The 26338-nt window shown below is 69.3% G+C and carries 26 protein-coding genes; 25 read left to right on the plus strand and 1 reads right to left on the minus strand.

The features are described 5' to 3' along the window. The first annotated feature begins 21 nt into the window (after positions 1-21). The 5 genes from O2L01_RS10185 (at position 22) to O2L01_RS10205 (ending at position 5559) form a co-directional block, all read left to right on the plus strand. Positions 22-645 carry a hypothetical protein gene (locus O2L01_RS10185; RefSeq protein WP_270121812.1) on the plus strand — a complete coding sequence of 208 codons (624 nt, stop codon included), beginning with the start codon at positions 22-24 and terminating at the stop codon, positions 643-645. 192 nt (positions 646-837) lie between these two features. Next, complete coding sequence (locus O2L01_RS10190) at positions 838-1227, plus strand: tetratricopeptide repeat protein (protein ID WP_270121813.1); 390 nt, start codon at positions 838-840, stop codon at positions 1225-1227. Between the two features lie 257 nt (positions 1228-1484). Beyond that, positions 1485-1997, plus strand: coding sequence for an SAV_6107 family HEPN domain-containing protein (locus O2L01_RS10195; RefSeq protein ID WP_270121814.1), 513 nt, complete (start codon positions 1485-1487; stop codon positions 1995-1997). Between the two features lie 215 nt (positions 1998-2212). Further along, the gene (gene aspS / locus O2L01_RS10200) at positions 2213-4000 is read left to right on the plus strand and encodes an aspartate--tRNA ligase (protein ID WP_270121815.1); all 1788 of its coding nucleotides are present in this window, start codon (positions 2213-2215) and stop codon (positions 3998-4000) included. A 182-nt stretch (positions 4001-4182) separates the two neighbouring features. Beyond that, the gene (locus tag O2L01_RS10205) at positions 4183-5559 is read left to right on the plus strand and encodes a serine/threonine-protein kinase (RefSeq protein WP_270121816.1); all 1377 of its coding nucleotides are present in this window, start codon (positions 4183-4185) and stop codon (positions 5557-5559) included. A 45-nt stretch (positions 5560-5604) separates the two neighbouring features. On the opposite strand, the gene O2L01_RS10210 is transcribed toward O2L01_RS10205, so the two are convergent. Next, a complete protein-coding gene (locus O2L01_RS10210; protein WP_270121817.1) occupies positions 5605-6669 on the minus strand; it encodes a PQQ-dependent sugar dehydrogenase in 1065 nt (354 codons plus the stop codon). 253 nt (positions 6670-6922) lie between these two features. On the opposite strand from O2L01_RS10210, the gene O2L01_RS10215 reads away from it, so the two are divergent. From O2L01_RS10215 to O2L01_RS10310, 20 genes are all read left to right on the plus strand, one after another. Continuing rightward, positions 6923-9145: an immunoglobulin-like domain-containing protein gene (locus tag O2L01_RS10215; RefSeq protein WP_270121818.1), complete on the plus strand. Its 2223-nt coding sequence runs from the start codon at positions 6923-6925 to the stop codon at positions 9143-9145. A 142-nt stretch (positions 9146-9287) separates the two neighbouring features. Then, positions 9288-10190 carry a hypothetical protein gene (locus O2L01_RS10220; RefSeq protein WP_270121819.1) on the plus strand — a complete coding sequence of 301 codons (903 nt, stop codon included), beginning with the start codon at positions 9288-9290 and terminating at the stop codon, positions 10188-10190. Positions 10191-10324: 134 nt separating this feature from the next. Next, positions 10325-11749 (plus strand): replication-associated recombination protein A, encoded by a 1425-nt coding sequence (locus O2L01_RS10225; protein ID WP_270121820.1) that lies wholly within the window; start codon positions 10325-10327, stop codon positions 11747-11749. After that, positions 11739-12308 (plus strand): hypothetical protein, encoded by a 570-nt coding sequence (locus O2L01_RS10230; RefSeq protein ID WP_270121821.1) that lies wholly within the window; start codon positions 11739-11741, stop codon positions 12306-12308. The genes O2L01_RS10225 and O2L01_RS10230 overlap by 11 nt, the downstream gene beginning before the upstream one ends. A gap of 275 nt (positions 12309-12583) precedes the next feature. Next, positions 12584-13090, plus strand: coding sequence for a DUF948 domain-containing protein (locus O2L01_RS10235; RefSeq protein ID WP_270121822.1), 507 nt, complete (start codon positions 12584-12586; stop codon positions 13088-13090). 34 nt (positions 13091-13124) lie between these two features. Further along, entirely contained in the window at positions 13125-13418 is a 294-nt protein-coding gene (locus O2L01_RS10240) for a hypothetical protein (protein WP_270121823.1), read from the plus strand. A gap of 22 nt (positions 13419-13440) precedes the next feature. Continuing rightward, a complete protein-coding gene (alaS, locus tag O2L01_RS10245) occupies positions 13441-16122 on the plus strand; it encodes an alanine--tRNA ligase (RefSeq protein ID WP_270121824.1) in 2682 nt (893 codons plus the stop codon). A 14-nt stretch (positions 16123-16136) separates the two neighbouring features. Next, the gene (gene ruvX / locus O2L01_RS10250) at positions 16137-16616 is read left to right on the plus strand and encodes a Holliday junction resolvase RuvX (protein ID WP_270121825.1); all 480 of its coding nucleotides are present in this window, start codon (positions 16137-16139) and stop codon (positions 16614-16616) included. 95 nt (positions 16617-16711) lie between these two features. After that, on the plus strand, positions 16712-17893 hold the full coding sequence (locus tag O2L01_RS10255) for an endolytic transglycosylase MltG (RefSeq protein WP_270121826.1): 1182 nt from the start codon (positions 16712-16714) through the stop codon (positions 17891-17893). After that, positions 17893-18711, plus strand: coding sequence for a shikimate dehydrogenase (locus O2L01_RS10260; RefSeq protein ID WP_270121827.1), 819 nt, complete (start codon positions 17893-17895; stop codon positions 18709-18711). Before O2L01_RS10255 ends, O2L01_RS10260 begins: the two co-directional genes overlap by 1 nt. A 35-nt stretch (positions 18712-18746) precedes the next feature. Beyond that, complete coding sequence (locus tag O2L01_RS10265; RefSeq protein ID WP_270121829.1) at positions 18747-19136, plus strand: thiol-disulfide oxidoreductase DCC family protein; 390 nt, start codon at positions 18747-18749, stop codon at positions 19134-19136. A 45-nt stretch (positions 19137-19181) separates the two neighbouring features. Continuing rightward, positions 19182-19649 carry a hypothetical protein gene (locus O2L01_RS10270; RefSeq protein ID WP_270121830.1) on the plus strand — a complete coding sequence of 156 codons (468 nt, stop codon included), beginning with the start codon at positions 19182-19184 and terminating at the stop codon, positions 19647-19649. Further along, positions 19646-20563, plus strand: a complete 918-nt coding sequence (locus tag O2L01_RS10275; RefSeq protein WP_270121831.1) for a hypothetical protein — start codon at positions 19646-19648, stop codon at positions 20561-20563. Before O2L01_RS10270 ends, O2L01_RS10275 begins: the two co-directional genes overlap by 4 nt. Positions 20564-20606: 43 nt before the next feature. Then, complete coding sequence (locus O2L01_RS10280; RefSeq protein ID WP_270121832.1) at positions 20607-21068, plus strand: hypothetical protein; 462 nt, start codon at positions 20607-20609, stop codon at positions 21066-21068. After that, a complete protein-coding gene (locus O2L01_RS10285) occupies positions 21065-22018 on the plus strand; it encodes a hypothetical protein (RefSeq protein WP_270121833.1) in 954 nt (317 codons plus the stop codon). Before O2L01_RS10280 ends, O2L01_RS10285 begins: the two co-directional genes overlap by 4 nt. Before the next feature lie 51 nt (positions 22019-22069). Further along, positions 22070-23068 (plus strand): ABC transporter ATP-binding protein, encoded by a 999-nt coding sequence (locus O2L01_RS10290; protein ID WP_270121834.1) that lies wholly within the window; start codon positions 22070-22072, stop codon positions 23066-23068. 69 nt (positions 23069-23137) lie between these two features. Beyond that, positions 23138-23935, plus strand: coding sequence for an ABC transporter permease (locus O2L01_RS10295; protein ID WP_270121835.1), 798 nt, complete (start codon positions 23138-23140; stop codon positions 23933-23935). Further along, a complete protein-coding gene (locus tag O2L01_RS10300; RefSeq protein ID WP_270121836.1) occupies positions 23928-24749 on the plus strand; it encodes an ABC transporter permease in 822 nt (273 codons plus the stop codon). The genes O2L01_RS10295 and O2L01_RS10300 overlap by 8 nt, the downstream gene beginning before the upstream one ends. Before the next feature lies 1 nt (position 24750). Next, positions 24751-25539 (plus strand): ABC transporter permease, encoded by a 789-nt coding sequence (locus O2L01_RS10305; protein ID WP_270121837.1) that lies wholly within the window; start codon positions 24751-24753, stop codon positions 25537-25539. Beyond that, positions 25529-26335 carry an ABC transporter permease gene (locus tag O2L01_RS10310; RefSeq protein WP_270121838.1) on the plus strand — a complete coding sequence of 269 codons (807 nt, stop codon included), beginning with the start codon at positions 25529-25531 and terminating at the stop codon, positions 26333-26335. The genes O2L01_RS10305 and O2L01_RS10310 overlap by 11 nt, the downstream gene beginning before the upstream one ends. Positions 26336-26338: the final 3 nt, after the last annotated feature.

Raw genomic sequence — 26338 nt, forward strand, 5'->3', positions numbered from 1 at the left:
CCGTCTGCTACAACAACATCCATGCGCACCCGAGTGCCCGCCGACTCCCTTGTAGGCCGGGTCATCCTCTCCACCCGGTTTCAGCCCGGCGCCGTAGTCGGCGTCGGCCTCGTCGCCAGCCTCCTCATCCCAGTCTGCGTCCTCCTCGGCGGGCCGATCATCCTGGTCTCCCTGCCGCTCATAGCGGTCACCGCGCTGGCCGACGCGTCGTACGCGCTGCTGGCGGCGCGCTCGACGAGCCTGTCCCGGCGGGTCCTGGTGTTCGAGCCGCTGGCCGCGCGCCTCTCCGAGGGGGCCTGGCTCATTGCGCTGTGGTTCCTCGGCGCGCCCGGCTGGAGCGTGACGGTCACCGGCGCGCTGTGCTGGATGTACGTGCTCACCCGCAACCGGGCCCGGCAGGTGGGCCTGCGCGAGCTGGGCATGATCACGATGGGGGAGCGGTCGGTCCGCGAACTCGTGGTCGCCCTCGGCTTCGGCGCGGCGGGCGTGATCGCCGTCGCGGGCGGCGGGGCTCTTGGAGAAGGCGCAGTCGAGCAGTGGATCGGCGGCGCGATCACGATCGCGGTCACGGCTTGGATGCTCTTGGCGGCCTTGGGGCTGCTGCAGCTGGTGATCGTGGTCTCGACGGCGCTTCGGAACGACTGATCCGCTGAACGACTGAGCTTCGGAGCGACCGGGCCGGGCCCCGCGAAACGAGTGAGCCCCGCGACGACGGACCCGGTTGTCGCACCCCGGTGTCACCCTTGTCATCGGGGGGCCTGCGGCGTCCGTTTTGAAGGGCAGAGCCGGGAATGTGGCGAATGGCGCGCCGGGAATGTTCCGTGGAGCAGTCGCGTTATGGACTCCATGCGCTACGACGACATCACCGACGACCAGATCGCCGCCTTCATCGACTCCGAATCGAGGCCGCGCCAGGTCCCCGAGGAGACTCGGCGACTGCGCGACGCTGAGGAGATGCTCGCCCTCAAGGACCCGCTCGGGGCCCTGCAGTTCCTCGCGCCGCTGCTGCGCGACCACCCGGACCACCCGGACGTCATGCTCACGGCTGCGCGCGCCTACTTTAAGTCGGCGCAGCTCAACAAGGCCCTCGCGCTGTCCGAGAAGATGGTCGAGGCCAACCCGGCGGACTTCTACGCCCGCCGGCTCCTCGGCCGCACCCTGCAGCGGCTCGGCCGCGCCGACGAGGCGCGCGGCCACCTCCGCATGATCGACGAGATCACCGAGTAGCCCGCCGGACGCGGGCGACCCAGCGCAGGCGCCCGCGTTCTTTCGAACACCCGGTGTGCCTCAGGTGAGGACGAGGGGCCGTGAACCGATAGGTTCACGGCCCTTTTCTGTTGCCGGGCAATGACAGTGCTGTCGGATGGGCGACACTCCGTAGCGATTCGCTGATTTCGGGCGACGATGGGGGTTGGAAATGTCGGACCCCTGTGGTTCCATATTTCTCGAACGCAAGTTCGAACCAGGTTTAGGAGGCCCACGTCATGGCAGCTTCTCGACCCGCCGTCACCCGATCCGCCTCGCCCGTGGGAACCCGCGGCGCGAGCGGCCCCCGATTGGTGCAAGCGGGCACCGTGCAGAACTCCCGCCTGCGCATCCCCGCCGATCAGCTCCCCAACCGCTCCCCGCTCCAGCTCCTCGCCACCGCCCGGGTCGACCTCGACGACGCTGCGGAACGGACCCGTCCGGGCGAGCGCTACGCCGAGGCCCATCTGGCCGCCCTCCGTGTGGCCGTGGCCGTGCTCGCCGTGCGGGCGGGCGACGCCACGGGCAGGCGGCGGCCCGGCCGCCCCTCGAGCACCTGGGAACTCCTGCGCGGCGTGGCCCCGGAACTGGAGGAGTGGGCGTCGCACTTCGCCCGTACCGCCCGCAAACGGGTCCTCGCGCAGGCCGGCATCCCCGACATCGTCACGCCCGAAGAGGCCGACGCGATCGTCGCCGACGCCCGCCGCTTCCTCGACGTGGTGGTGAGGTTGCTCGGCATGCCCGCGGCGTGAGCCGGGTGACGCCCGCCGTGGCGGGCGGCACGGGCGGCTCGCTGCGGCATGGGCGGTTATACGATTGCTGCTGGCACCGGGTTCTCGAGAGAATGTCCTCGGCCCCGGCCCGCGAGAAGCGGGTCGCGGCGCGGCGTTCCGGGCGAGTCCCGCGGCCCGCGAACCGGCTCCGCCGGTCAATCGACCAACCGTTTCCTTCGAGGAGTTTTGAACCCGTGTATCGGACACACCTCGCCGGCACGTTGAGTGCCGCTGACGTCGACCAGCAAGTCACCCTCGCCGGATGGGTGGCGCGTCGCCGCGATCACGGCGGGGTGGAGTTCGTGGATCTTCGCGACGCATCGGGCGTCGTCCAGGTCGTCTTCCGCGACTCGGAGGCCGCCGAGGCCGCCCAGAAGCTCCGCAACGAGTACTGCGTCTCCGTCACCGGCACCGTCGCGCGCCGCCCCGAAGGCAACGAGAACCCCGAGCTGCCCACCGGCCAGATCGAGATCAACGCGACCAGCCTCGAGGTGCTCTCCGAGGCCGCGCCGCTGCCGTTCCAGATCGACGACCACGTGGACGTCTCCGAGGACATCCGCCTGCGCCACCGCTACCTCGACCTGCGCCGCACCGGCCCGAACAACGCGATCCGCCTGCGCTCCAAGGCCAACCACATCGCCCGCAACCTCCTCGTCGAGGACGGCTACGTCGAGATCGAGACCCCGACGCTGACCCGCTCGACCCCCGAGGGCGCCCGCGACTTCCTCGTGCCCGTGCGCCTCCAGCCCGGCACCTGGTACGCCCTCCCGCAGTCCCCGCAGCTGTTCAAGCAGCTCCTCATGGTCGGCGGCTTCGAGAAGTACTTCCAGATCGCCCGCTGCTACCGCGACGAGGACTTCCGCGCCGACCGCCAGCCCGAGTTCACGCAGCTCGACATCGAGGCCTCCTTCGTCGACCAGGACGACATCATCGACCTGGGCGAGCGCGTCGTCCAGGCCCTCTGGTCCGAGCTCGCCGACCACCAGATCCAGCTGCCGATCCCGCGCATGACCTGGCACGACGCCATGGACCGCTACGGCTCGGACAAGCCCGACCTGCGCTTCGGCCAGGAGCTCGTCGAGCTCACCGACTACCTGCGCGGCACCGAGTTCCGCGTCTTCGCCGGCGCGATCGACGCCGGCGGGTACGTCGGCGCGGTCGTCATGCCCGGCGGCGCCTCGCAGACCCGCAAGGAGCTCGACGGCTGGCAGGACTGGGCCAAGGCGCGCGGCGCCAAGGGCCTCGCGTACATCACCTTCAACGCCGAGACCGGCGAGCCGAAGGGCCCCGTCGCCAAGAACCTCTCCGAGGAGCACCTGGCCGGGCTCGCGGACGCCGTCGGCGCCAAGGCCGGCGACGCCGTGTTCTTCGCCGCTTCCACCGACCGCCGCGAGGCCCAGGAGCTGCTCGGTGCCGCTCGCCTCGAGGTCGGCAAGCGCGTGGGCCTCATCGACCCCGACGCCTGGGCGTTCTGCTGGGTCGTCGACGCGCCCATGTTCGAGCCCACCGAGAACGGCGGCTGGACCGCGATCCACCACCCCTTCACCTCGCCGAACCCCGAGTGGATCGACAAGTTCGAGACCGACCCAGGCAACGCGCTCACCTACGCGTACGACATCGTCTGCAACGGCAACGAGCTCGGCGGCGGTTCGATCCGTATCCACGACGCGAAGGTCCAGAGCCGCGTCTTCGACGTGCTCGGCCTCTCCCACGAGGAGGCCAAGGAGCAGTTCGGGTTCCTCCTCGAGGGCCTGAAGTACGGCGCCCCGCCGCACGGCGGCATCGCCCTCGGCTGGGACCGCGTCTGCGGCATCCTCGCCAAGTCCGACTCGATCCGCGACGTCATCGCGTTCCCGAAGTCCGGCGGCGGCATGGACCCGCTGACCTCGGCTCCCACCCGCATCACGGCCGAGCAGCGCGCCGAGGCCGGCATCGACTTCACGCCGGAAGAGGAAGCGGGTACCGAGGCGCTTGCCGGTTAGCCCTACGATGTCGTAGTGGCGGCCCGGGCCGGGGGGCCCGGGCGCCCGGCGGTGGGTGGGTGGGCGGGGGGCCCGCACCCCAACACCGCGGGCAGGAGTCCGTGAAGGCGGCGGCCGCGGTCCGCTGACGGCTGATATATGTAACATCCGGCCGATGCAGGAGTAAGAGGAGCGGGTTCGACGTGCAGAGCGGGACCTTGGTGGCGGGTCGCTATCGATTGGACGAGCGGATCGCCGCAGGAGGCATGGGCGAGGTCTGGAAAGGCACCGACACCCGACTCGGACGCGCCGTGGCCATCAAGATCCTCCACGCTGGACTGTCCAGTAACGACAAGTTCCGCACCCGATTCCAGCTCGAGGCCCGCGCCGTCGCGGCCCTCCAGTCCCCGGGCATCGTCGCGCTCTACGACTACGGCGAAGAGACGAACGACGACGGCGAAGTCTCCTACCTCATCATGGAACTCGTGCGCGGCCGCTCGCTCGCCGAGATCCTGCGCGACCGCGGCCCGCTCCCGCCCGCCGAGGTGATGCAGATCGTCGCGGCCGCCGCCGACGCCCTCGAGACCGCCCACCGGCACGACATCATCCACCGCGACATCAAGCCCGCCAACCTCCTCGTCGACGAGGAGACCGGCGCGGCCAAGATCGTCGACTTCGGCATCTCCGCCGCACGCGGCGCCTCCGGCCTCACCGAGACCGGCACCGTCATGGGAACGCTCGCGTACGCCTCGCCCGAGCAGCTCAACGGCGCCGAGCTGACCGGTGCCAGCGACCTCTACTCGCTCGGCATCGTCGCCTACGAGATGCTCATGGGCCGCCCGCCGTTCGTCTCCGACACGCCCGTCGCGGTCATGAACGGCCACATGACCCAGGCCCCGCCGCCGCTCTCCCGCGACATCCCCGCCGGGGTCGCCCAGGTCGTGCTCCAGGCCCTCCAGAAGGACCCGCGCGCCCGCTACACCTCGGCCGCCGAGATGGCCCGCTCGGCCCGCGAAGGCCGCGTCGTCACCGGCGGCATCCCCGTCGCGCCCACGACCCCGCCCGACGGCCAGCAGACCCAGTACTTCGGCTCCGACCAGACCGCGCTCATCGGCGCCGGCGTCGGCGGCGGCAACACCGCCGAACAGCCCACCGGCCAGATGGCGCAGACCGAGGAGAAGGCCGGCTCCGCGACGCCTTGGCTCATCACCGCGGCCGTCGTCGCCATCGTGGTCATCATCGGCGCGATCATGTGGTGGAACTACATTAACAAGGCGGACGCCGAGATCCAGGATCCCGTCTCGCCGACGCCTTCGGTCTCGACCAGCAAAGAGGCGCCGTCCACGGCGGTGGAGTCCACCACCGAAGATGACGACGACGACAACAGCAACTGGGAGCCGTCCACGGAGGAGGAGACCTCCGAGACGCCCAGCGAGACGCCTTCGGAGACCGCTTCTGAGACCCCCAGCGAGGACGTTTCCACTTCCGAGTCGGAGACTCCCAGCGAGATTCCGTCGGAAACACCTAGTGAGACTCCCACGCTGGAAGAAGGCGGCGGAGGCGGCGAGGGACAAGGGTAAAGCTGGAACGGCCCGCGGCATCAGCCGCGGGCCGCTTTCACGTTCCTAGCCGCCGATCGGCCGGTACCGCACGACCTTGTCCTGCCCGCCGCCGTTCGACGTGGCCACCCACAGCCAGCCGTCCGGGCCCAGTTCGACCGTGCGGATGCGGCCGAGCACGCCCTCCAGGACCGCGACCGGCTCGCCCGCTTCGCCTCCCGCGACCGGGACGGTCCAGAGGCGCTGGCCGCGCAGGGCCGCGACGTAGATCGTGTCGCCCACGACCTCCGAGCCCGAAGGGGAGGCCTCGGCGGTCGACCAGGTGACGAGCGGGTCGACGAACTCGGGTTCGCCGCCGGATCCCTCGACCTGCGGCCAGCCGTAGTTCGCGCCGGGCGCGGCGTAGTTCAGCTCGTCCCAGGTGTTCTGGCCGAGCTCGGAGAAGTAGAGGCCGCCGTCGGCGTCCCACGAGAGGCCCTGCACGTTGCGGTTGCCCCACGTGTACACAAGGGACTCCGGGATCGGGTTGTCCTCGGGCACCGACCCGTCCGCGTTGGCGCGCAGGATCTTCCCGCCGAGGCTGTCGAGATCCTGGGCGTTCGCGGTGTCGTTCGCGTCCCCGGTCGTGATGTAGAGCTTGCCGTCCGGCCCGAAGGAGAGCCGCCCGCCGTTGTGGTTGAGCGCCGAGGGGATCCCGGTGACGATCGGCTCGGGTTCGAAGCGGTCGAGCGTGAACCGCACGACCCGGTTGTCCTCCGCGGTCGAGACGTACGCGTAGACCCAGCCGTCGGTCGTGAACGTCGGCGAGATCGCCAGGCCGAGCAGCCCGCGCTCGTCGAGCTGGCTCGTGCCGCCGACGACGTCGAGGGTGCCGAGGACGACGGGGTCGGCGTCCGTGCCGATCCGCAGTACATCGCCGGAGTTGCGTTCGGCCACGATCCCGGAGCCGTCGGGGAGGAACCCGAGGCCCCACGGGATCGTGAGCCCGGTGGCGACCGTGTCGCCGGTGTTGAAGTCGAACGTCGGGTCCTGCCGGGGCTCGGGGGCCGCTTCGGCCGCGGCGGTCGCCGTGCCGACGACCAGGGCCAGGACCGCGAGCGCCGCGCCGATGGCGGGCAGTCTGCGTCGCATGGCTGCTCCTTGTCTCTCTTGGTGCCGGGTAAGAAAGCGAAGAAAAGCTGATATAGAGGTATATCGATCTAATTGCCATCGTAAGCGCGCTTGGGGCGGGATGTCCAGGCGGCCGCATTCGACGAAATCGATCGAGAATCGTGACTTTCGCATGTTCACTTATGTCGATGGTTGGAATAAGCTGGCCGCAGCCCTGTTGGTTACCGATCACTCAGGTCCCCACCTGGTCGATCGTTCGAAGATTGGTTGGACAATGACGTCTCGACGATTCATCGGCGCGCTCACTGCCATTGCGGCGGTGACGATTCCGGCCTCCGCGGCGGTCGCCGCCCCGGCCGACGGCCCGCTCCTCTGGTACCAGTTCGACGAGACGAGCGGCACCGTCGTGGCCGACGCCTCCGGCCACGGCCACGACGGCACCCTCATCGGCGGCACCTGGCTCAATGACGGCTCGCAAGCGTCGCCGAGTGCGGGCGACGGACTCGAACTCGACGGCGTCGACGACTACGTCGACCTGCCCGACGACCTGCTGGCCGGACTCGACGCGATCACCGTGACCGCCGAGGTCTACATCGAGCCCGAGCAGGCCGGCCCGTACTTCATCTACGGCCTCGGCAACTCCAGTGGCGACTGGGGCAACGGCTACCTCTTCACCACCGGCAACGGCTACCGGACCTCGATCTCCACCTGCCACTGGACCTGCGAGCAGAACGCCTCGTCCGGCCAGAACCTCGCGCGCGGCACCTGGAACCACCTCGCCTACACCCTCGAAGGCGGCACGGCCGTCCTCTACCTGAACGGCCAGGAAGTGGCCCGCAACGAGGCCGTGACCATCACGCCCGGCGACATCGGCGCCGGCACGACCACCGCCAACTACCTCGGCCGCTCCCTCTACAGCGGCGACCGCTACTTCAACGGCCGCTTCGCCGACTTCCGCATCTACGACGGCGCGCTCAGCGGCGCCGAGATCGGCGAGCAGGCCGCGCACATCAGCGCCGAGAAGGCCGCCGAGGACGCCGCCGCGCTCGACCTCGGCGACACGAGCGCCGTCACCGCCGATCTCGACCTCCCGTCCCGGGGAGCGAACGGCTCCCAGATCACCTGGGCCTCAAGCGATCCCGAGGTCATCGGCACTGACGGCACGGTCACCCGCCCGGCCATGGACGCCGCCGACGCGACGGTCACCCTCACGGCAACCGTTATCCTCGGTTCCGTGCAAGAACAACGCGACTTCACCGCCACCGTCCTCGCCGAGTACGACGACAAGGAAGCGGTCGCCCTCGACGCCGCCGCAGTCTCGATCCCCGACCTGGACGACGTGCGCTCGGCGATCAACCTGCCCACCCAGGGCGCCAACGGCTCCACGATCACCTGGAAGTCCGACAACCGCGAGGTCATCGCCAACGACGGCATCGTGCACCGCGACGCGCCCGGCGGCGAGACCTACACCGTCAAGCTCAAGGCCACCGTCCAGCGCGGCGGCGAGAAGCAGAAGCTCACCTTCATCGCGACCGTGCCGCCGCTCCCCGCCCCGGCCGACTACACCGGCTACTTCTTCACCTACTTCACCGGCGAGGGCACCCCCACCGGCGAGCAGGTCTACGGCGCGCTCAGCAACGGCGACGACCCGCTCTCCTTCACCGAAGTGAACGACGCCAAGCCGATCCTCACCTCCGACCAGGGCGAGCAGGGCGTGCGCGACCCGTTCCTCATCCGCTCGCCCGAAGGCGACCGGTTCTACCTCATCGCCACCGACCTCAAGATCAACGGCAACGGCGACTGGAACCGGGCCCAGCGCCACGGCAGCCTCTCGATCATGGTGTGGCAGAGCGACGACCTCGTGAACTGGTCCGAGGGCCGCCTCGTCGAGGTCTCGCCCGAGAACGCCGGCGCCACCTGGGCCCCCGAGGCCTACTGGGACCCCGAGCAGAACGCCTACGTCGTCTACTGGGCCTCGCCGCTGTTCACCACCGACGACCACTCCGAGGGCTTCTACCACCGCATGATGTACGCGACGACCCGCGACTTCGTGCACTTCTCCGAAGCGCAGGTATGGGTCGACCAGGGCTACTCCACGATCGACTCCACCATGATCGAGTCCGACGGCGTCTACTACCGCTTCACCAAGGACGAGCGCTCGAACTCCGCCTCCACCCCGTGCGGCAAGTTCATCCTCGCCGAGACCGCCACATCCCTTGCGGCCGATGCCGAATGGCAGTTCCTCGCCGACTGCATCGGCTCCGGCGCCATCAGCGCCGGCGAGGGCCCGCTCGTCTTCAAGTCCAACACCGAAGACAAGTGGTACCTCTTCATCGACGAGTTCGGCGGCCGCGGCTACGTCCCGTTCGAGACCACCGACCTCGCCTCCGGAGAGTGGACCCCGGTGGCCGACTACGACCTGCCGTCGAGCCCGCGCCACGGCACCGTGCTTCCGATCACTGCCGACGAGTACGAACGAATCCAAAAGGCCTGGTAACGCACCCGCCAGGGTGCCGCCCTTGAGCGGCAACGGCTTTGGTGCCCCCGCTCATGAGACGGCCTCTGCACCTTCGGTGTGGAGGCCGTCCCTTATGCTCGGAAACGGAATTCAGATCCCCCCGACACCCAGGAGCACCCGAATGTCTTCCCGTACCGCCACCCGCCTGATCGGCGCGTTCGCCGTTCCCGCCATCGCACTCGGCCTGTCCGCCTGCGGCTCCGACGAGAAGCCCGCCGCGAGCACGGGCGGCGACGAAGAGGGCGCCGCCGCCGCGCTCAGCCCCCAGGACGCCATCCTCGCCTCCGTCGAGAACCTGAACGCCGAGTCGTACAAGATGGAGTCGTCGATGACCGTCGACGGCACCGAGTTCATGGCCATGACCGGCATGTACGACGGCGACAACTCCCAGGCCGGCGCGGACATCTTCATGAGCGCCATGCTCGAGGCCTCCGGCGAGGAGCTCACCGCCGAGGACCAGGAGCTCATGGGCGACATGTTCGGCGACATGCACACCGAGACCATCGTCGTCGACAAGGTCATGTACATGCAGCTCTCCGGCGGCATGTACGACAGCATGGCCGAGGCCTACGGCGAGGACGCCTGGTTCACCATGGACCTCGCCTCCGACGACGCGATGGCTCAGGCCTTCTCCGAGTACGGCGGCATGGACCTCGCCGAGCAGACCGAACTCGTCCTGACCGAGCTCACCGACGTCGAGGAGACCGGCGACGGCGTCTACACCGGCACGCTCAACGCCGACTCCGAGGCGCTCTCCGCGCTGGCCGGCTCCGGCCTCGGCATGGGCTCCGACGCTGGCTCCGAGGCGACCGGCATGATCGAGGGCACCGAGGTCACCGTGACCCTCGACGGCGACGGCCTGCTCAAGTCGATGACCATGACGATGCCCGAGGTCGAAGGCATGGCCATGGAGATGACCAGCGAGATCGTCGAGATCGGCGGCTCCTACGACATCAAGGCCCCCGAGTCGACCAACCTGCACGACTTCGACGAGTTCCTGTCCGGCATGGGCGCCGGCATGTAACTCCCGCAACGGGAAAGGCCGCCGCACCGAAACCGGTGCGGCGGCCTTCCGCTTGTGCGCGGTTGGTGCCGAACCTCCCGGTTCGGGCGCTGATCTGCGGAACGCTCACGCTCATGACTTAGGCTGACGGGGATATGGACGTTCCAGATTTGTTCGGCAGCGCCGGTCCCAGCGGCCCGCCCGAGCCGCAGGGCTCCACCGCCAACCACAGCGGCATTCTGGGCACCGGCTCGGCCACGGGCGACGAGCCGCTGGCGGTGCGGATGCGCCCGCGTGTGCTCGACGAGCTCGTGGGCCAGGACCACCTCCTCGGGCCCGGTTCGCCGCTGCGCCAGGTCGTCGAGGGCCGCCAGCCGCTGTCGGTGATCCTGTGGGGCCCGCCCGGCTCCGGCAAGACCACCATCGCGCACCTCGTGGCGCAGTCCGGCGACCGGCGCTTCCGCGCGATGTCCGCGCTCAACTCGGGTGTGAAGGACGTGCGCGCCGCGATCGACGAGGCCCGCCGCATCCGCCGCACCGGCGGCCCGCAGACGATCCTCTTCATCGACGAGGTGCACCGCTTCACCAAGACCCAGCAGGACTCCCTGCTCGGCGCGGTCGAGGACCGCACCATCACGCTCCTGGCCGCCACCACCGAGAACCCGTACTTCTCCGTGGTCGCGCCGCTCGTGAGCCGCTGCGTGCTCCTGACCCTCCGGGAGCTCGACGCCACCGACATCGGCGAGCTCGTCGACCGCGCCGTCGAGGACGAGCGCGGCCTGAACAACGCGGTGACGCTGGAGAAGGAGGCCCGCGACCACCTCGTCCGCACCGCCGCCGGGGACGCGCGGAAGGCCTTGACCGCCTTGGAGGCCGCCGCTTTGACGCTGCCGATCCACGGCTCCGCAAGCGTCGCCGAGGGGGAAGGCGGACCCGAGATCACCGTCGCCGTCGTGGAAGCCGCCATCGACACCGCCGCGGTCCGCTACGACCGCGACGGGGACGGCCACTACGACGTCGCCAGCGCGTTCATCAAGAGCCTCCGCGGATCCGATGTGGACGCCGCGATGCACTACCTGGCGCGAATGATCGTGGCGGGGGAGGACCCGCGGTTCATCGCGCGACGCCTCGTCATCTTCGCCTCCGAAGACGTCGGCATGGCCGACCCGACCGCGCTCCTGGCCGCGACCGCCGCGTCCACTGCCGTGGAGCGGATCGGCCTGCCCGAGGCCCGCATCAACCTCGCACAGGCCGTCGCGCACCTCGCCACCGCGCCGAAGTCGAACGCGGTCATCACCGCGATCGACGAGGCGATCCGCGATGTGCGCCAAGGGAAGATCGGCCCCGTCCCGCCGGACCTGCGCGACGCGCACTATCGGGGCTCTGCCCAGCTCGGCCACGGCAAGGCGTACGTCTACCCGCATGCGGACCCGCGCGGCGTGGTCCCGCAGCGGTACGCGCCCGACGTGGTGGCCGGGCGCGACTACTACCGGCCGACCCGGCACGGCCGCGAGGCCGAGATCGGCGAGCGGCTGGAGAAGCTGCGGCGGATCGTGCGCAGGGCCGCCGATGGCGACTGAGACGCCGCGCCGCAGCGAGCGCCTGGCGAACCGCATCGCCGCGGACCTGGAGCGCTCCGGCGCGCGCATCGAGCGGCTGCGCATGACCGTCGCGGTGATCGCCGTCCTCGCGGTGCTCCTGGTCGCCGCCGTCCTCTGGCTGGGCCGCGCGATCTCGGTGGATCCGACGCGCCGGGCCGTCGACGAGTTGACCGTGCCGGGCTGGGCCGCAGCGAGCGTGCACGACGAGACGTACGGCAGCCGCTGGTGCGTGGGGGAGTGCCGGGTGCGGATGCGCACGTGGACTTCCGAAGGCACAGTGGACGACACGGCGAACGAGTACTGGCAGGCGGTCCTCAACGCGGGCTGGATTCCGGCGGACGCCGAGCAGTGCGTGGGCGGCCTCGGCGAGGAGGGCTGCTATGTGCGCGACGAGCTGTACCTCGAACTGTGGGTCGTCCCGGTCGACTGCGGGGACCGCTATGAACTCTGCGTCGGCTCCGAGGTGACGGCCGTGGTCGCCGCGCAGGCGGCCCTGCCGCGGCTCGCGGAGGAAAGGGCCACAGCGGATTCGCGCTGAGGACTCGCCTTCACGACCCGCGCGACTGGACTGTGGACCGACGCGCCCCGTTGCGCCGGATGTCCGATCGCTCAGGGTAAGGTCGACACCGCGTTGCTCTTGCGCGAGAGCCCCGATTCGTCTGCGCCGCGTCGCCTTCCGCATTGGTGGGCCGCTGGCCGCGCGATCGGGTCCCGCAGGGCGGACGTACAGCTCGCAAGCGCCGCCGAGGGCGGCCGAGACACACACTTCATCGCCGGTGACGGACACCGGCGGTATCGCGACAGGGGGAGACCGTGCCTGAGGACACCGTGGCGGCAGGATGGACCGGGAGCGTCTGGGAGCTGGGGGTCCTGCTCGCGGGGCTCGGCTTCTTCCTCCTGTGCGTGATGCTCGCCTTCCGCCTCATCAACAAGGCCACCGCGACCCTCAACCGCGTCAACAAGACGCTGGACAAGGTCGACCACGAGATCGGCCCGATCCTGCGGAACGTCAACACCGCCCTCGACAACGTCAACGGCTCCCTCACGCAGGTCGAGGGCGAGCTGGAGAAGGTCGGGACCATCACCGGGAACGCCGCGCACATCTCGTCGAACGTCGCGAACATCACGAGCCTGGTCGTCTCGGCCGTCGGCTCGCCGCTGGTGAAGGCCGCCGCGTTCGGCTTCGGCCTGCGCACCGCCGTGAAGAAGCGCAACCAGGACGTCGACGAGCAGCAGGTGCGCCGCATGGTCGAGGCCTCGCGGCAGTCCAAGCGCCAGGCGAAGCGGTCGGCGAAGGCCCGCCGCAAGTCCGGCGAATGACCCGCCCTCGCGATTAATCAGTTGAGGAGTTCCCGTGTTGAAACGGATGATCTGGGTAGGCATCGGCATCGCGGTCGGCGTGATCGCGGTCCGCAAGATCACGAAGGCGGCGGAGTCGGTCACTCCCGGCGGGGTCGCCGAGCGTGTGAGCGGCGCCGGTGCTGAAATGAAGGAATCGTTCAAAGCGTTCTGGGCGGACGTTTCCGAGGCCAAGCAGGCCAAAGAGGCAGAGCTCTTCGACGCCATCGAGCGCGGCGAGGACATCCAGCCGCTGCTGAACGAGGACGACGACGAGCACGACCCGGCCGCGCCCGGCCGCCTGTACTAGACCCTTGAAGGAGGTGCCCCCCATGGAGACCGCTGAAATCCAACGCCGGTTTCTGAAGTTCTTCGAGTCCAACGGCCATACGGTGGTCCCCAGCGCACCGCTGCCCGCCTTCGAGGACCCGAACCTGCTGTTCGTGCCTGCGGGCATGGTCCCGTTCGTGCCTTACTTCCTGGGCCAGGCGACCCCGGAGTGGAACCGCGCCACGTCGGTGCAGAAGTGCATCCGCACGCCCGACATCGACGAGGTCGGCAAGACCTCCCGCCACGGCACGTTCTTCCAGATGAACGGCAACTTCTCCTTCGGGGACTACTTCAAGGAGCAGGCGATCCGCTTCGCCTGGGACCTCACCACCGGCTCGGTCGAGTCCGGCGGCCTCGGTCTCGACGGCGACCGCATCTGGGCCACGGTCTACCTCGACGACGACGAGGCGATCGACATCTGGCACAAGCAGGTCGGGCTGCCGCTCGACCGCATCGTGCGCCGCGGCCAGGCCGACAACATGTGGTCCATGGGCATCCCCGGACCGTGCGGCCCCTGCTCGGAGCTGTACTACGACCGCGGCCCCGACTACGGGCCCGAGGGCGGCCCCGAGGTCGACGAGGACCGCTACCTCGAGTTCTGGAACCTCGTGTTCATGCAGAACATCCGCGGCGACGGCCCCGCCAAGGAGGGCTACAAGGTCACCGGCGACCTGCCGAAGAAGAACATCGACACCGGCATGGGCATGGAGCGCATGGCGGCGCTCCTCCAGGGCGTCGACAACATGTACGAGACCGACCAGGTCCGGCCGATCATCGACAAGGCCTCGGAGCTGACGGGCAAGCGCTACGGCGTCTCGACCTCGCACACCGCCTCCGAGTCCCACCCGGACGACATCCGCTTCCGCGTCATCGGCGACCACGTGCGCTCCTCGCTGATGCTCATCGGCGACGGCGTCGTGCCCTCCAACGAGGGCCGCGGCTACGTGCTGCGCCGCCTCATGCGCCGCGCGATCCGCGCCGTGCGCCTCCTCGGCTACGACAAGCCCGCCATGCCCGAGCTGCTGCCGGTCGCCATGGAGCGCATGTCCACCGCGTACCCCGAGCTCCGCACCGACTTCGAGCGGATCTCCTCGTACGCGTACGGCGAGGAAGAGGCCTTCCTCAAGACCCTCAAGCACGGCACGACGATCCTCGACACCGCCGTCACCGAGACCAAGGCCGAGGGCGGCAAGACCCTCTCCGGCACCAAGGCGTTCGAGCTGCACGACACGTACGGCTTCCCGATCGACCTGACCCTGGAGATGGCCGAGGAGCAGGGCCTCTCGGTCGACCAGGAGGGCTTCCGCACGCTCATGACCGAGCAGCGGCAGCGCGCGAAGGCGGACGCGGCGGCCCGCAAGACCGGCCACGCCGACCTCTCCGCGTACTGGCAGCTCCTCCAGGAGCAGGGCCCCACGGACTGGAAGGCCTACGAGACCCTCGAGACCGAGTCCCGCGTGATCGGCGTCCTCAAGGACGGCCGGTCCGTGCCGCTCGCGAAGGCCGGCGACATCGTCGAGGTCGTGCTCGATCGGACCCCGTTCTACGCCGAGTCCGGCGGCCAGCACGCCGACGCCGGCAAGATCGTCGGACCGAGCCTGTTCGCCGAGGTCCTCGACGTGCAGCGCCCGGTCAAGAAGCTCGTGGTGCACAAGGTCCGCGTCCTCGAAGGCGAGCTCGTGCTCGACGACAAGGTCGAGGCCACGGTCGACCCGGAGTGGCGCCTCGGCGCCCGCCAGGCGCACTCGGGCACGCACGTGGTCCACGCGGCCCTGCGCGAGGTGCTCGGCCCGACCGCGCTCCAGTCCGGCTCGTTCAACCGCCCCGGCTACCTGCGCCTCGACTTCTCGTGGCGCGCGAAGCTCTCGGACGAGACGCGCAGCGAGATCGAAGAGGTCTCCAACCGCGCGATCCGCGACGACCTGCCGGTCGCCGTCCAGTACATGACCCTCCCGGAGGCCAAGGACTTCGGCGCGGTCGCCCTGTTCGGCGAGACCTACGACGAGACCGTGCGCGTCGTCGAGATCGGCGGCCCCTGGTCGCGCGAGCTCTGCGGCGGCACGCACGTGTCGCACTCGGCCCAGATCGGCCCGCTCGTCCTCACCGGCGAGTCCTCGGTCGGCTCCGGCCAGCGCCGCGTCGAGGCCGCCACGGGCATGGAGGCGTACAAGTACCTCGCCCGCGAGCGCGACCTCGTCACGCAGATCGCCGAGGAGATCGGCGCCCAGCGCGGCGACGTGCTCGAGCGCGTCCGCGCGATCCTGCAACGCACCAAGGACGCCGAGCGGGAGCTCGCGAACCTCCAGGCGAAGGCCGTCTCCGGCCGCGCCGCCGAGTTCGCCGCGAACGCGAAGCAGGTCGGGGCCGTCAAGGTCGCGGCCGTGCAGGCGCCCGAGGGCACCAAGGGCGGCGACGTGCGCAACCTCGCGATGCAGATCCGCGGGCACCTGCCCGAGGACCAGCCCGGCGTCGCCGCGGTCGTCGCGACCGCCGGCGGCAAGGCCAGCATCGTCGTCGCGGCCAACAAGGCCGCCCAGGCGCAGCACGTCTCGGCGCAGGCGCTCGTGAAGGCCGCGCTGTCCGGCAAGGGCGGCGGCAACGACGAGGTCGCCCAGGGCGGCGGCGTCCCCGCCGACCAGGCCGCGCAGCTGCTCGCGGCCGTCACCGGCGCGATCACGGCCTAGGTCTCCTGAGCGCAGTGGAAGACACGACGTCCGGCCCCGCGTCCCAGCAATGGACGCGGGGCCGCCGTCTCGGCATCGACCTCGGCAAGGCGCGCGTCGGCGTCGCCGTGTGCGACCCCGACGGCATCCTCGCCACTCCAGTCGCGACGGTTCGTCGCGACCTCAAAACCGCTGGTGAGGACATACCTAGCGATATCCGTGAAATCGCCGAAACGGCCGCGGAGTACGAGGTTGTCGAAATCGTCGTCGGCCTACCCGTTACTCTTTCGGGTGAGGAGGGGCCGGCGGCCGCCCACACCCGAGCCTGGGTGGAACGGCTCACCGACCACGTCTCACCCGTTCCGGTGACCCTGACCGACGAGCGCATGACCACCGCCGTCGCCACCCGCAGACTCAACGAGGGCGGCGTGCGCGGCAGCCGGAAGCGCTCCATCGTCGATCAGGCGGCTGCGGTGGAGATCCTCCAGCAATGGTTGGACCAGCGGCGGAGGTAGAGAACAGAATGCTCGGGGATTTTCGGACCGAGGATGAGCGAGCGGACGCTCCCCGGAGCCACCGCCGCAAGGACTCCGGCAAGTCCCTGATCGCCATGACCGTCGTCGTGGCCCTGTTCGCCGTGATCGGCATCGGCGGCTGGTGGGCGTACAACAACATCGTCAAGGACTACTTCATCGCCGAGGACTTCACCGGCGACGGCAACGGCAACCAGGTCGTCGTCACCGTCGAGAGCGGCTGGCTCGTCTCCGACATCGCGGACCACCTCGAGGAGGAGGGCGTCGTGGCCTCCGCCAAGGCGTTCCTCAACGCCTCCGAGGACGACGGCGACTCCGGCACCACCATCCAGCCCGGCTCCTATGCCATGGAAGAGGAGATGTCCGCGGCCTCCGCGCTGGCGTTCATGATCGACCCGGGCAACCTCACGCTCGACCACGTCGTCGTCCCGGAAGGCAAGCGCAGCTTCGAGATCTACGAGATCCTCTCCGAGTACACGGGCGTCCCGGTCGCCGACTTCGAGGCCGCCGCCCAGGACCCCGAGGCGCTCGGCGTCGACCCGATCTGGTTCGAGGGCTTCAGCGACCGCCAGGTCAAGTCCGTCGAGGGCTTCCTCTTCCCGTCCGCATACGAGTTCGACGAGACCATGACGGCCGAGCAGATGCTCACCGAGATGGTCAAGCGCTTCAACGAGACCATCGAGGAGATCGGCTTCCTCGACAAGCTCGCCGACATCCCCGACCCCGACCCCGACTACGACCCGAGCGCCATGGAGAACCAGACCTTCTACCCGCCCACGAACGGCGAGTTCAAGATCTACCCGTGGATGGCCCTCCAGATCGCCTCGATCGTCCAGTCCGAGTCGGGCATCGCCACCGACGACCCGAAGATCGCCCAGGTCATGTACAACAAGATGTACCTCAACCCGTACTCGCACGAGCAGACCAACTGCAACTGCTTCGAGTCCGAGGCGATCTGGAACTACGGCCGCCTGATCAACGGCGACGACGCCGTCACCTCCGGCGAGGACATCGACTGGGGCGCGGTCATGCGCGACCCGGACAACCCTTGGTCGCCCAGCGCGCCCGAGCACGCCGGCTACCTGCCGAGCGCCATCTCCAACCCCGGCGCCGCCGCGCTCGAGTCCGCCGCGAGCCCTGAGCCGAACGACTACCTGTTCTTCGTGACCGCCTTCGACGACGGCAGCGCCCTGTTCGCCGAGACCTACGAAGAGCACCAGGAGAACACGAAGACCGCCGAAGAGAACGGCATCCAGTGATGCGGGCCGCGGTCCTCGGGAAGCCCATCGAGCACTCCCTCTCGCCGGTCATCCACAACGCCGGGTACGTCGCGGCCGGCCTGCGCGACTGGACGTACACGCGCCACGAGTGCGACGAGCCCGCGCTCGCCCGCTTCGTCGACTCGCTCGACGAGACCTGGGCCGGGCTCTCGCTCACCATGCCGCTCAAGGAGATCGCCCTCACCGTCGCGGACGAGGCGACGCCCGTGGCCGAGGCGATCGGCGCCGCCAACACGCTCGTGCTGCGCGGCGGCCGCCGCCTCGCGGACAACACGGACGCGCCCGGGATCGTGGACGCGCTCGCCGAGGTCGGCCTGACCTCGGCCGAGGAGGTGGCCGTGCTCGGCGCGGGCGGTTCGGCCCGCGGCGCGCTCGCCGCGGCCCAGGCCCTCGGTGCGAGCACGGTCCAGGTCTACGCCCGCCGCCGCGAGGCCATCGCCGAACTCGAACCGGTCGCCTCCGCGCTCGGGCTGCGGCTCGAGGCCCGGAGCTGGGAGGAGGCGGTGCGCGTGGGCGACGCCGACCTCGTGATCGCCACCGTCCCCAAGGGCGTCACGGACGGGCTGCACCCGAAGTGGAAGCCCGGCGCCGTCCTGTTCGACATCCTCTACGACCCCTGGCCCACCCCGCTCGCGGCCGAGGCCGAGGCGCAGGGCGCGCAGGTCCTCGACGGCCTCGCGCTCCTGCTCGCGCAGGCGGTGCGGCAGTGGACCCAGTTCACCGGCGTGGACGAGGCCCCCGTCACGGCCATGCGCGAGGCGCTGTACGCGGCGGTACCGTCGAGGAGAACGTCATGACCCACCCCTTGCGCGAACGCTGAATCGAGACCGGCATGGACCACACCTTCCTCTACGACGGGGACTGCGCCTTCTGCACCAAGTCCGCGCAGTTCCTCGAGAAGCACGTCCGCACCACCGCGAAGGTCGTGCCCTGGCAGTGGGCCGACCTGGACGCGCTCGGCGTCACCCAGGCCGAGGCCGAAGAGGCCGTCCTGTGGATCGAGTCGAACTTCCAGGAGGCCGGGCCGGACGCGATCGCGGTGCTCCTGCGCCGCGCCCAGTGGTACTGGCGGCCCATCGGCTGGACGCTCTCGTTCGGCTTCGTCTCGAAACTCGCCTGGCCGGTGTACCGACTCGTCTCCCACAACCGCCACAAGCTCCCCGGCGGCACCGCCGCGTGCTCGCTGCCGCAGGCCGAACGCGACCGCCTCGCGGGCGGCTGACGTTCCGTCGCAGGGCGAACGAGCCGGCTGTGGCATACTCGCCCGGTGCCGAAAGACGCTGCCGAGCCACCGCTGACGCGCCGAGGGAAACTCGCGCGGGTCGGGGCGACCCTCGCGATGGTCCTCGCGCTCGGGGCGACCTCGCTGTGGGGCACCGATGACCTCTTCCCGTTCTCGCCCTTCAAGATGTACTCGCACGCGCACGATCCGGACGGGTGGGCGAACAGCACCAGCCTGATCCTCACCGACGCGACCGGCCGCAGCTTCTCCGTGGGCGACAACGACACCGGCTTCCGCCGCGCCGAACTCGAAGGCCAGTTGAGCCGCTTCCGCGAGGACCCCGGGCTGCTCGCGCTCGTCGCCGAGGCCTACGAGGACGCCCACCCCGACAGCCCCGAGATCGTAGGCGCCGAAGTGCGCATCGTGCACTACGAGCTCAAGGACGGCGAGCGGACCGGCGCCGAACGGCTCGAGATCGCCGCGACCTGGACCGAAGGGAGCGAGGCGCCGTGACCCGCTACGTGAACGGCTTCTTCTTCACGCCCGTGGCCCTCGGCCGGGTCGCCGCCATGCGCTTCCTCGCCGGGCTCTTCGTGTGGATCGAATGGTGGGCGTACAAGCCGTTCATCATCCAGCACCGCTTCCTCCCCGAAGACCTCTACCAGCCGCTCCTCGTGGGCCGGCTGCTGCCGATCCCCGCCCCGAACTACTGGATCGTCACCGGCACGCTCGTCGTCATGCTCGCGGCGGCGCTGCCGGTCATGTTCGGGTACCGCCCGCGACTGTTCGGGTGGATCCTCTTCATCGCGTACTTCGAGTGGATGCTCATCTACAACTCGTACGGCAAGGTCGACCACGCGAGCTTCGGCTTCATGGCGCTCCTGCTCGTGCTCTGCATGATGCCCGAGGCCCGCTGGGGCGACCGCGAGCACCTCTCCGAGCGGGTCGGGTGGGGCTTCAACCTCGTGCAGATCGCCGTGGTGTGCACGTACTTCCTCTCGACCTGGTCCAAGTTCCGCTACGGCGGTTTCGACTGGGCCAACTCCGGGGTCTTCACCTGGGCGATCATCCGCCGCGGCACCGTCTTCTCCGACTGGCTGCTCGACTTCCCGGAGCTCCTCCACGCCGCCCAGTGGGGCATGGTCGCGTTCGAGCTGCTCACCCCGCTCGTGCTCTTCGTCTACCCGTGGAAGCGCCTGCAGTACTCGATCATCGCGTTCTTCTACGCCTTCCACGTCGCGATCTTCGCAGCGCTCACGATCAGCTTCCTCCCGCACCTGTTCGCCATGGCCTGCTTCCTGCCGCTCGAACGGATCGACCCCAAGGACCTCGCCCGCCGCGCCCGCGCGAAACTCAAGGGCCCCAAGGACATACCCCCAGCGCGCGACCGCGACGAGGCCGATCCCGAGCTCACCGCCGCCGGCTGACGCGGGGGAGTCCCCTATGGCACACCCGTGCCATACTCTTGCCGTGGATACCCAGTACGCGAAGGTGCGGCCCGCCGGGCGGGCCGTGCGCATCACGATCAGCATGGTCGTGCTCGCCCTCGTCACCGCCACCACCTTCTGGGGCGGGGACGACTTCTTCCCCTTCGCGCCCTTCAAGATGTACTCGTTCTCCAAAGAGCTCGACGGCTGGGCCGGCTCGACCCGCGTCGAGGCCGTCAACGAGGAGGGCGAGCGGTTCAGCCTCACCGAGGCCGCCACCGGCTTCCGCCGCGCCGAGCTCGAAGGCCAGAAGAGCCGCTTCGTCGAGGACCCCACGCTGCTGGAGTACATCGCCCAGGCCTACGAGAACACCAACCCCGACAAGCCCGAGATCGTCACCGTCGAGATCATCGAGCGCCGCTACCGGCTCGAGGACGGCCACCAGACCGGCGAGGTCACCGAGATCGTCGAGGCGACCTACACCCGCGAAGGAGCCGACGCGTGACGTCGCTTCCGTTGGCGCAGAAGGCCACCGGCTGGTTCTTCCAGCCCGTCGCGCTCGGCCGCGTCGCCGCGATGCGCTTCCTCGCCGGAGCGTTCATCTGGGTCGACTGGTGGTGGTACATGCCGTGGATCCTCGGCCACCGCCATGTCCCCGGCGAGCTCTACCAGCCGCTGTTCATCGCCCGGATCCTCCCGGTCTTCCCCGTCCCGAACCACTCGATCGTCGTCGGCACCCTCGTCGTCCTCCTCGCGGCCTCGATCCCCATGATGTTCAACAAGGCCCCGCGCCTGTTCGGATGGATCGTGGCGGCCGCCTACTTCGAGTGGATGATCATCGCGATGTCCTACGGGAAGGTCGACCACGGCAAGTTCGGCTTCCTCATCCTGCTGTTCCTCCTGCCCACCATGCCGAAGGCCCGCTGGGGCGACCGCCGCAACCTCTCCGAGCACGTCGGCTGGGGCTTCAACCTCGTCCAGATCGGCGTGATCTGCACGTACTTCTTCGCGGCCTGGGCCAAGATCCGCTACGGCGGCTGGGAATGGGTCAACTCCGCGACCATGACCTGGGCGATCATCCGCCGCGGCACCGAATACTCGACCTGGCTCCTCGACTACCCCTGGCTGCTGCGCCTCTCCCAATGGGGCATGGTCGGCTTCGAACTGCTCAGCCCCGTCGTGATGTTCGTGGCCGCCAAACGCCTCAAGTACGGCATCGTCGCGTTCTTCTACCTCTTCCACCTCACGGTGTTCCTCGCCGTCGAGATCAGCTTCCTGCCGCACATGGTCGCGATGGCGTGCTTCCTTCCCCTGGAACGCATCGACCCACGTGACCTAATTCGCAGAGCGCCCGAGCTGCCAGGCCGGATCCGCAGGAAACTGCAGGCCCGGAATGGTATACCAGGCCCGCGGCGGCGCGAGGACACCGCGAAAGCGGCCGAGCCCACGTCCTGACGCGCGGAAAACGAGTGGCCCGCTCCCACCGAAACTTCATACGGTGGGAGCATGCCGATTCTCGAAGCCCAGTCCCTCACCAAGACCTTCCGCAGGCCTGACAAGGCCTCGGGGTTCAAGGGCGCCGTCAAACACCTGATGCAGCGCAAATACAAGAACTACACCGCAGTGGACGGCATCGACCTCTCGATCGAACCGGGCGAATCGGTGGCCTACGTCGGGCCCAACGGCGCGGGCAAGTCCACCACCGTCAAGCTCCTCACCGGCATCCTGCGCCCCTCCGAAGGCACCGTTCGGGTGATGGGCCGCGACCCGCACACCGAGCGCATCGCCAACGCCCACGACATCGGCGTCCTCTTCGGCCAGCGCACCCAGCTCTGGTGGGACCTGCCCGTCGAGGAGTCCCTGAAGCTCCTCAAGCACATGTACGGCGTCTCCGACGCCGACTACAAGCGCCGCATCGAGAAATTCGACGAGCTGCTCGACCTCGGCGAGTTCATGCCCGCGCTGGCCCGCACGCTCTCCCTCGGCCAGCGCATGCGCGCCGACCTCGCGTGCGCGCTCATCCACGACCCGAAGATGGTCTACCTGGACGAGCCGACCATCGGTCTGGACATCTCGGTGAAGGACCGCCTGCGCGCGTTCCTGCGCGAGCTCGTCAACGACGGCACCACCCTGCTGCTCACCAGCCACGACCTGGCGGACATCGAGGAGGTCTGCGAGCGGATCGTCGTGATCGACAAGGGCGCCATCGCCTATGACGGCTCGATCGACCGGCTCAAGGCCCACTACATCACCACGAAGGCCGTGAACCTCTACCTCGAGGGCGCCGCGGACGTGCCGGAGCTGGCCGAGAAGTTCCCCGACTACGAGTGGGCCGCCGGCGAGGCGCCCTCCGAGGTCACCGTGACCTACGAGTCGGGCCGCTTCACGACCGCCGAGGTCCTGGGCTCGCTCACCGCGCAGCTCTCCCCGCGCGACCTCTCGCTCTCCGAACCGTCCATCGAGGACGTCATCCGCCGCCTGTACGCCGGAGAGCTCACCAAGTGAGCCGCCCGCACCCGTCGCTGCGCCCGCCGCTCGCGGGGCCCGTCTTCCTCAGACCGGAGTAATCGCTCAATGAGCCATTCAATCGCGGTCGACCGCGCGCTCGTGGTCATCGCGTTCAAACGAAGACTCGCGTACAAGTCCCACTGGTTCTTCGGCCTCGCCATCGGCGGCGGCTCCATGCTCATCGCGATGGTCATGTGGCAGAACCTCATCGGCTCGGGCACGCTCTCGGGCTACGACTGGGACTCGATGCGGGCCTACACGATCATCGGGTTCGTGGCCGCCACCATGGTCTTCGGCGCCGCCGACTGGACCATGGCCGACCGGATCCTGGACGGCCACGTCGCGGTCGACCTCACCAAGCCCGTCGACTTCCAGCGCGCCCGCGCGGCCGAGTACATCGGGTCGATGCTCTCGACGTTCCCGACCGCGGTGATGGGCGTCGTCGCCGCCTGGCTCCTGTTCGACCCGCCCGGGCCGGTGTCGCCGCTCGCCGGACTGCTGACGGTCGTGAGCTTCGCGTTCATGTTCCCGCTGGCGTTCGGCCTGACGTACCTCTCGACCCTGGTGTGCTTCTGGACGAAGCGCTACCTCGGCATCATGTGGCTGCGCGAGGCCCTGCTCAGCTTCTTCTCGGGGCTCATGATCCCGCTGGCGTTCATGCCCGGCTGGCTCCAGGCCGTCGCCTGGGCCCTGCCGTTCCCCCATTTCACGACCACGCCGTCCGCGATCTACCTGGGGCGCGTCGACACCGCCGGCGCCCTGGGGCTCCTCGCCGCCGAAGCCGCCTGGGCCGTCGGCCTCTGGGTGCTCGGCTGGCTGGTCTTCCGCAGCGCGGTGAAGAGAGTGACGGTCCACGGTGGCTGACACGATGACGCTCAAACGCGCGGTGCCCGCGCGGCACGTGTTCGCCATCTACTGGCGCACCTGGTTCGCGCAGATCCGCGCGATCGTCGAGTACCCGGCCGACCTGTGGGTCATGGCCTCCGCCGGGGCGGTCTGGAACATCCTCCAGTTCGCGTTCCTGGCCGTCCTGTTCGCGAACGTGCCGAACGTGGCCGGATGGGACTACCACGAGATGCTGATGCTCTCGGGGCTCCTCAGCGTCGCGGGCGGCTGCAACGCGCTGTTCTGGGACGGCGCGTGGAGCACCGGCACGATGGTCATCAAGGGCGACATCGACTACCGGATCACCCGGCCGGCGCCCGTCATCATCCAGGTCGGCAGCTCCCACATCGGGATGCAGTCCATCGGCGAGGTGGTCTTCGGGGCCGCGATGTTCGTCTACGGCTGGATCGGCGCAGGGATCGGCTTCGCCGCCGTGCCGATCGGCGTCCTGGCGATCGTCTGCGCCGCGCTCATCCAGTGCGCGCTCGTGACGGCGCTGTGCGCGGTGAACTTCTGGATCAAGGGCCAGGCCTCGATCTTCGCGTTCCTGCTGATCGAGTTGCAGGGCAACGCGATGAAGATGCCGCTGGGGATCTTCCCGAGCGGCGTGCGGATCGTGGCGATGTTCCTCGTGCCGGTGGCGTTCGTCAACTTCGTGCCGGTCTCGGTCATCACCGGGCACATGTCCGCGTGGTGGCTCGCCGGCATCCCCGCGGCCGTGATCGGCTCGGTCCTGCTGGCCGTGGGCGTCTACCGCCTCGGCCTGCGCGCCTACGACTCGGCGGGCCACTGACGTGGCGAGCGTCGACCTGGCGCTCGCCACGATCGCGTTCAAGCGCAAGATCGCCTACAAGACCACCTGGCTCTTCTCCGTCCTCTTCGGAGGATGGTCGATGCTGGCGGGCCTCGCCGTGTGGAACCACCTCATCGGCGACGGCGAGATCGGCGGCTACGACTGGGACTCGATGAAGGCCTACCTGATCATCGGGTTCCTCACCTCGACGCTCGCCTGGGCCGGCTCGGACTGGGACATGGCCAACCGGATCCTCGACGGCCTGGTCTCGATCGACCTGACCAAGCCCGTCGACTTCCAGCGGGCGCGGGCCGCCGAGTACATCGGCGGCATGACGGCCTCCGTCCCGGCGGCGATCCTCGGCACCCTCATCGCGGTGCTGGTGTTCCGGCCCGCCGGGCCGGCCTCGCCGCTCGCGGCCGCGCTGACCGCCTTCAGCCTGCTGTTCATCTTCCCGCTCGCGTTCGGCATCAGCTACCTCGCGACCCTGTGCTGCTTCGTGACCCAGCGGTTCCTCGGCATCCAGTGGGCCAAGGACAGCATGGTCGCGTTCTTCTCGGGGCTGATGGTCCCGATCGCGCTCATGCCGGTCTGGCTCCAGGGCATCGCCTGGGCGATGCCGTTCGTGCACTTCACCACCACGCCCGCCTCGATCTACCTCGGCCGCGTCGACACCGCGGGCGCCCTCGGCCTCATCGCGGCCGAGGCCGCCTGGGCCGCGGGGCTGTGGATCATCGGCCGCCTCATCTGGCGGCAGCTCGTCAAGAAGGTGACCATCCATGGCGGTTGACCCGGCCTCCGCCCGCCACGCCGCGGGCGTCTACCGCCGCTCGATCGGCGCCTACCTCCGCTCGATCGCGGAGTACCCGGCCGACTTCTGGGTCATGGCGATCTCGGGAACGTTCTGGCAGATCGTGCTGTTCGCGTTCCTGAGCATCCTGTTCGACAACGTCAACGCCGTCGCCGGCTGGGGCTACCACGAGATGCTGATCCTCGCGGGCTTCCTCGCCACCTCGTGGGGGTCCACGGCGCTGTTCTGGGACGGCATCTGGGACACCGGCAAGCTCATCGTCGAAGGCGACATGGACTACCGGATCACCAGGCCCGCACCGGTTCTGATCCAGGTGGGCTCCAAACACGTGGGCATGCAGGTCTTCGGCGACGTCACGATCGGCGTGCTCATGATGACCGTCGGCTGGATCGGCGCGGGCATCAGCGCCGCCGCGATCCCCTTGGCGCTCTTCCTCCTCCTGTGCGCGGCGGTCATCCAGGCCTCCCTGCTCACCGTCGCGAACGCCATGAACTTCTGGATGAAGGGCCGCACTCCGGTCGTCGCCTTCATGCTCGCCGAACTCCAGAACGAGGCGATGCGCTTCCCGCTCACGATCTTCCCGGCGGCCGTCCGCCTCGTCTTCACCTTCGGCCTCCCGCTCGCCTTCGCCAGCTTCATCCCCGTCCAGATCATCACCGGCAAACTCGACCCCTGGTGGCTCGCCGCCCCGCCCGTCGCCGCGGCCGCCACCGCCTTCCTCGCCGTCCTCGCCTACCGCGCGGGCCTGAAGGCCTACGACTCCGCCGGCCACTGACCC

It is taken from the genome of Glycomyces lechevalierae (assembly GCF_027622945.1).
Taxonomy (GTDB): Bacteria; Actinomycetota; Actinomycetes; order Mycobacteriales; family Micromonosporaceae; genus Glycomyces; species Glycomyces rutgersensis.

Excerpts from the sequence above, each read along its gene's own strand:
- O2L01_RS10185 (WP_270121812.1), top strand. The coding sequence starts at position 22 with ATGCGCACCCGAGTGCCCGCCGACTCCCTTGTAGGCCGGGTCATCCTC.
- O2L01_RS10190 (WP_270121813.1), top strand. The coding sequence starts at position 838 with ATGGACTCCATGCGCTACGACGACATCACCGACGACCAGATCGCCGCC.
- O2L01_RS10195 (WP_270121814.1), top strand. The coding sequence starts at position 1,485 with ATGGCAGCTTCTCGACCCGCCGTCACCCGATCCGCCTCGCCCGTGGGA.
- O2L01_RS10210 (WP_270121817.1), bottom strand. The coding sequence starts at position 6,669 with ATGCGACGCAGACTGCCCGCCATCGGCGCGGCGCTCGCGGTCCTGGCC.
- O2L01_RS10215 (WP_270121818.1), top strand. The coding sequence starts at position 6,923 with ATGACGTCTCGACGATTCATCGGCGCGCTCACTGCCATTGCGGCGGTG.
- O2L01_RS10220 (WP_270121819.1), top strand. The coding sequence starts at position 9,288 with ATGTCTTCCCGTACCGCCACCCGCCTGATCGGCGCGTTCGCCGTTCCC.
- O2L01_RS10225 (WP_270121820.1), top strand. The coding sequence starts at position 10,325 with ATGGACGTTCCAGATTTGTTCGGCAGCGCCGGTCCCAGCGGCCCGCCC.
- O2L01_RS10230 (WP_270121821.1), top strand. The coding sequence starts at position 11,739 with ATGGCGACTGAGACGCCGCGCCGCAGCGAGCGCCTGGCGAACCGCATC.
- alaS (WP_270121824.1), top strand. The coding sequence starts at position 13,441 with ATGGAGACCGCTGAAATCCAACGCCGGTTTCTGAAGTTCTTCGAGTCC.
- O2L01_RS10255 (WP_270121826.1), top strand. The coding sequence starts at position 16,712 with ATGACCGTCGTCGTGGCCCTGTTCGCCGTGATCGGCATCGGCGGCTGG.
- O2L01_RS10260 (WP_270121827.1), top strand. The coding sequence starts at position 17,893 with ATGCGGGCCGCGGTCCTCGGGAAGCCCATCGAGCACTCCCTCTCGCCG.
- O2L01_RS10265 (WP_270121829.1), top strand. The coding sequence starts at position 18,747 with ATGGACCACACCTTCCTCTACGACGGGGACTGCGCCTTCTGCACCAAG.
- O2L01_RS10290 (WP_270121834.1), top strand. The coding sequence starts at position 22,070 with ATGCCGATTCTCGAAGCCCAGTCCCTCACCAAGACCTTCCGCAGGCCT.
- O2L01_RS10295 (WP_270121835.1), top strand. The coding sequence starts at position 23,138 with ATGAGCCATTCAATCGCGGTCGACCGCGCGCTCGTGGTCATCGCGTTC.
- O2L01_RS10310 (WP_270121838.1), top strand. The coding sequence starts at position 25,529 with ATGGCGGTTGACCCGGCCTCCGCCCGCCACGCCGCGGGCGTCTACCGC.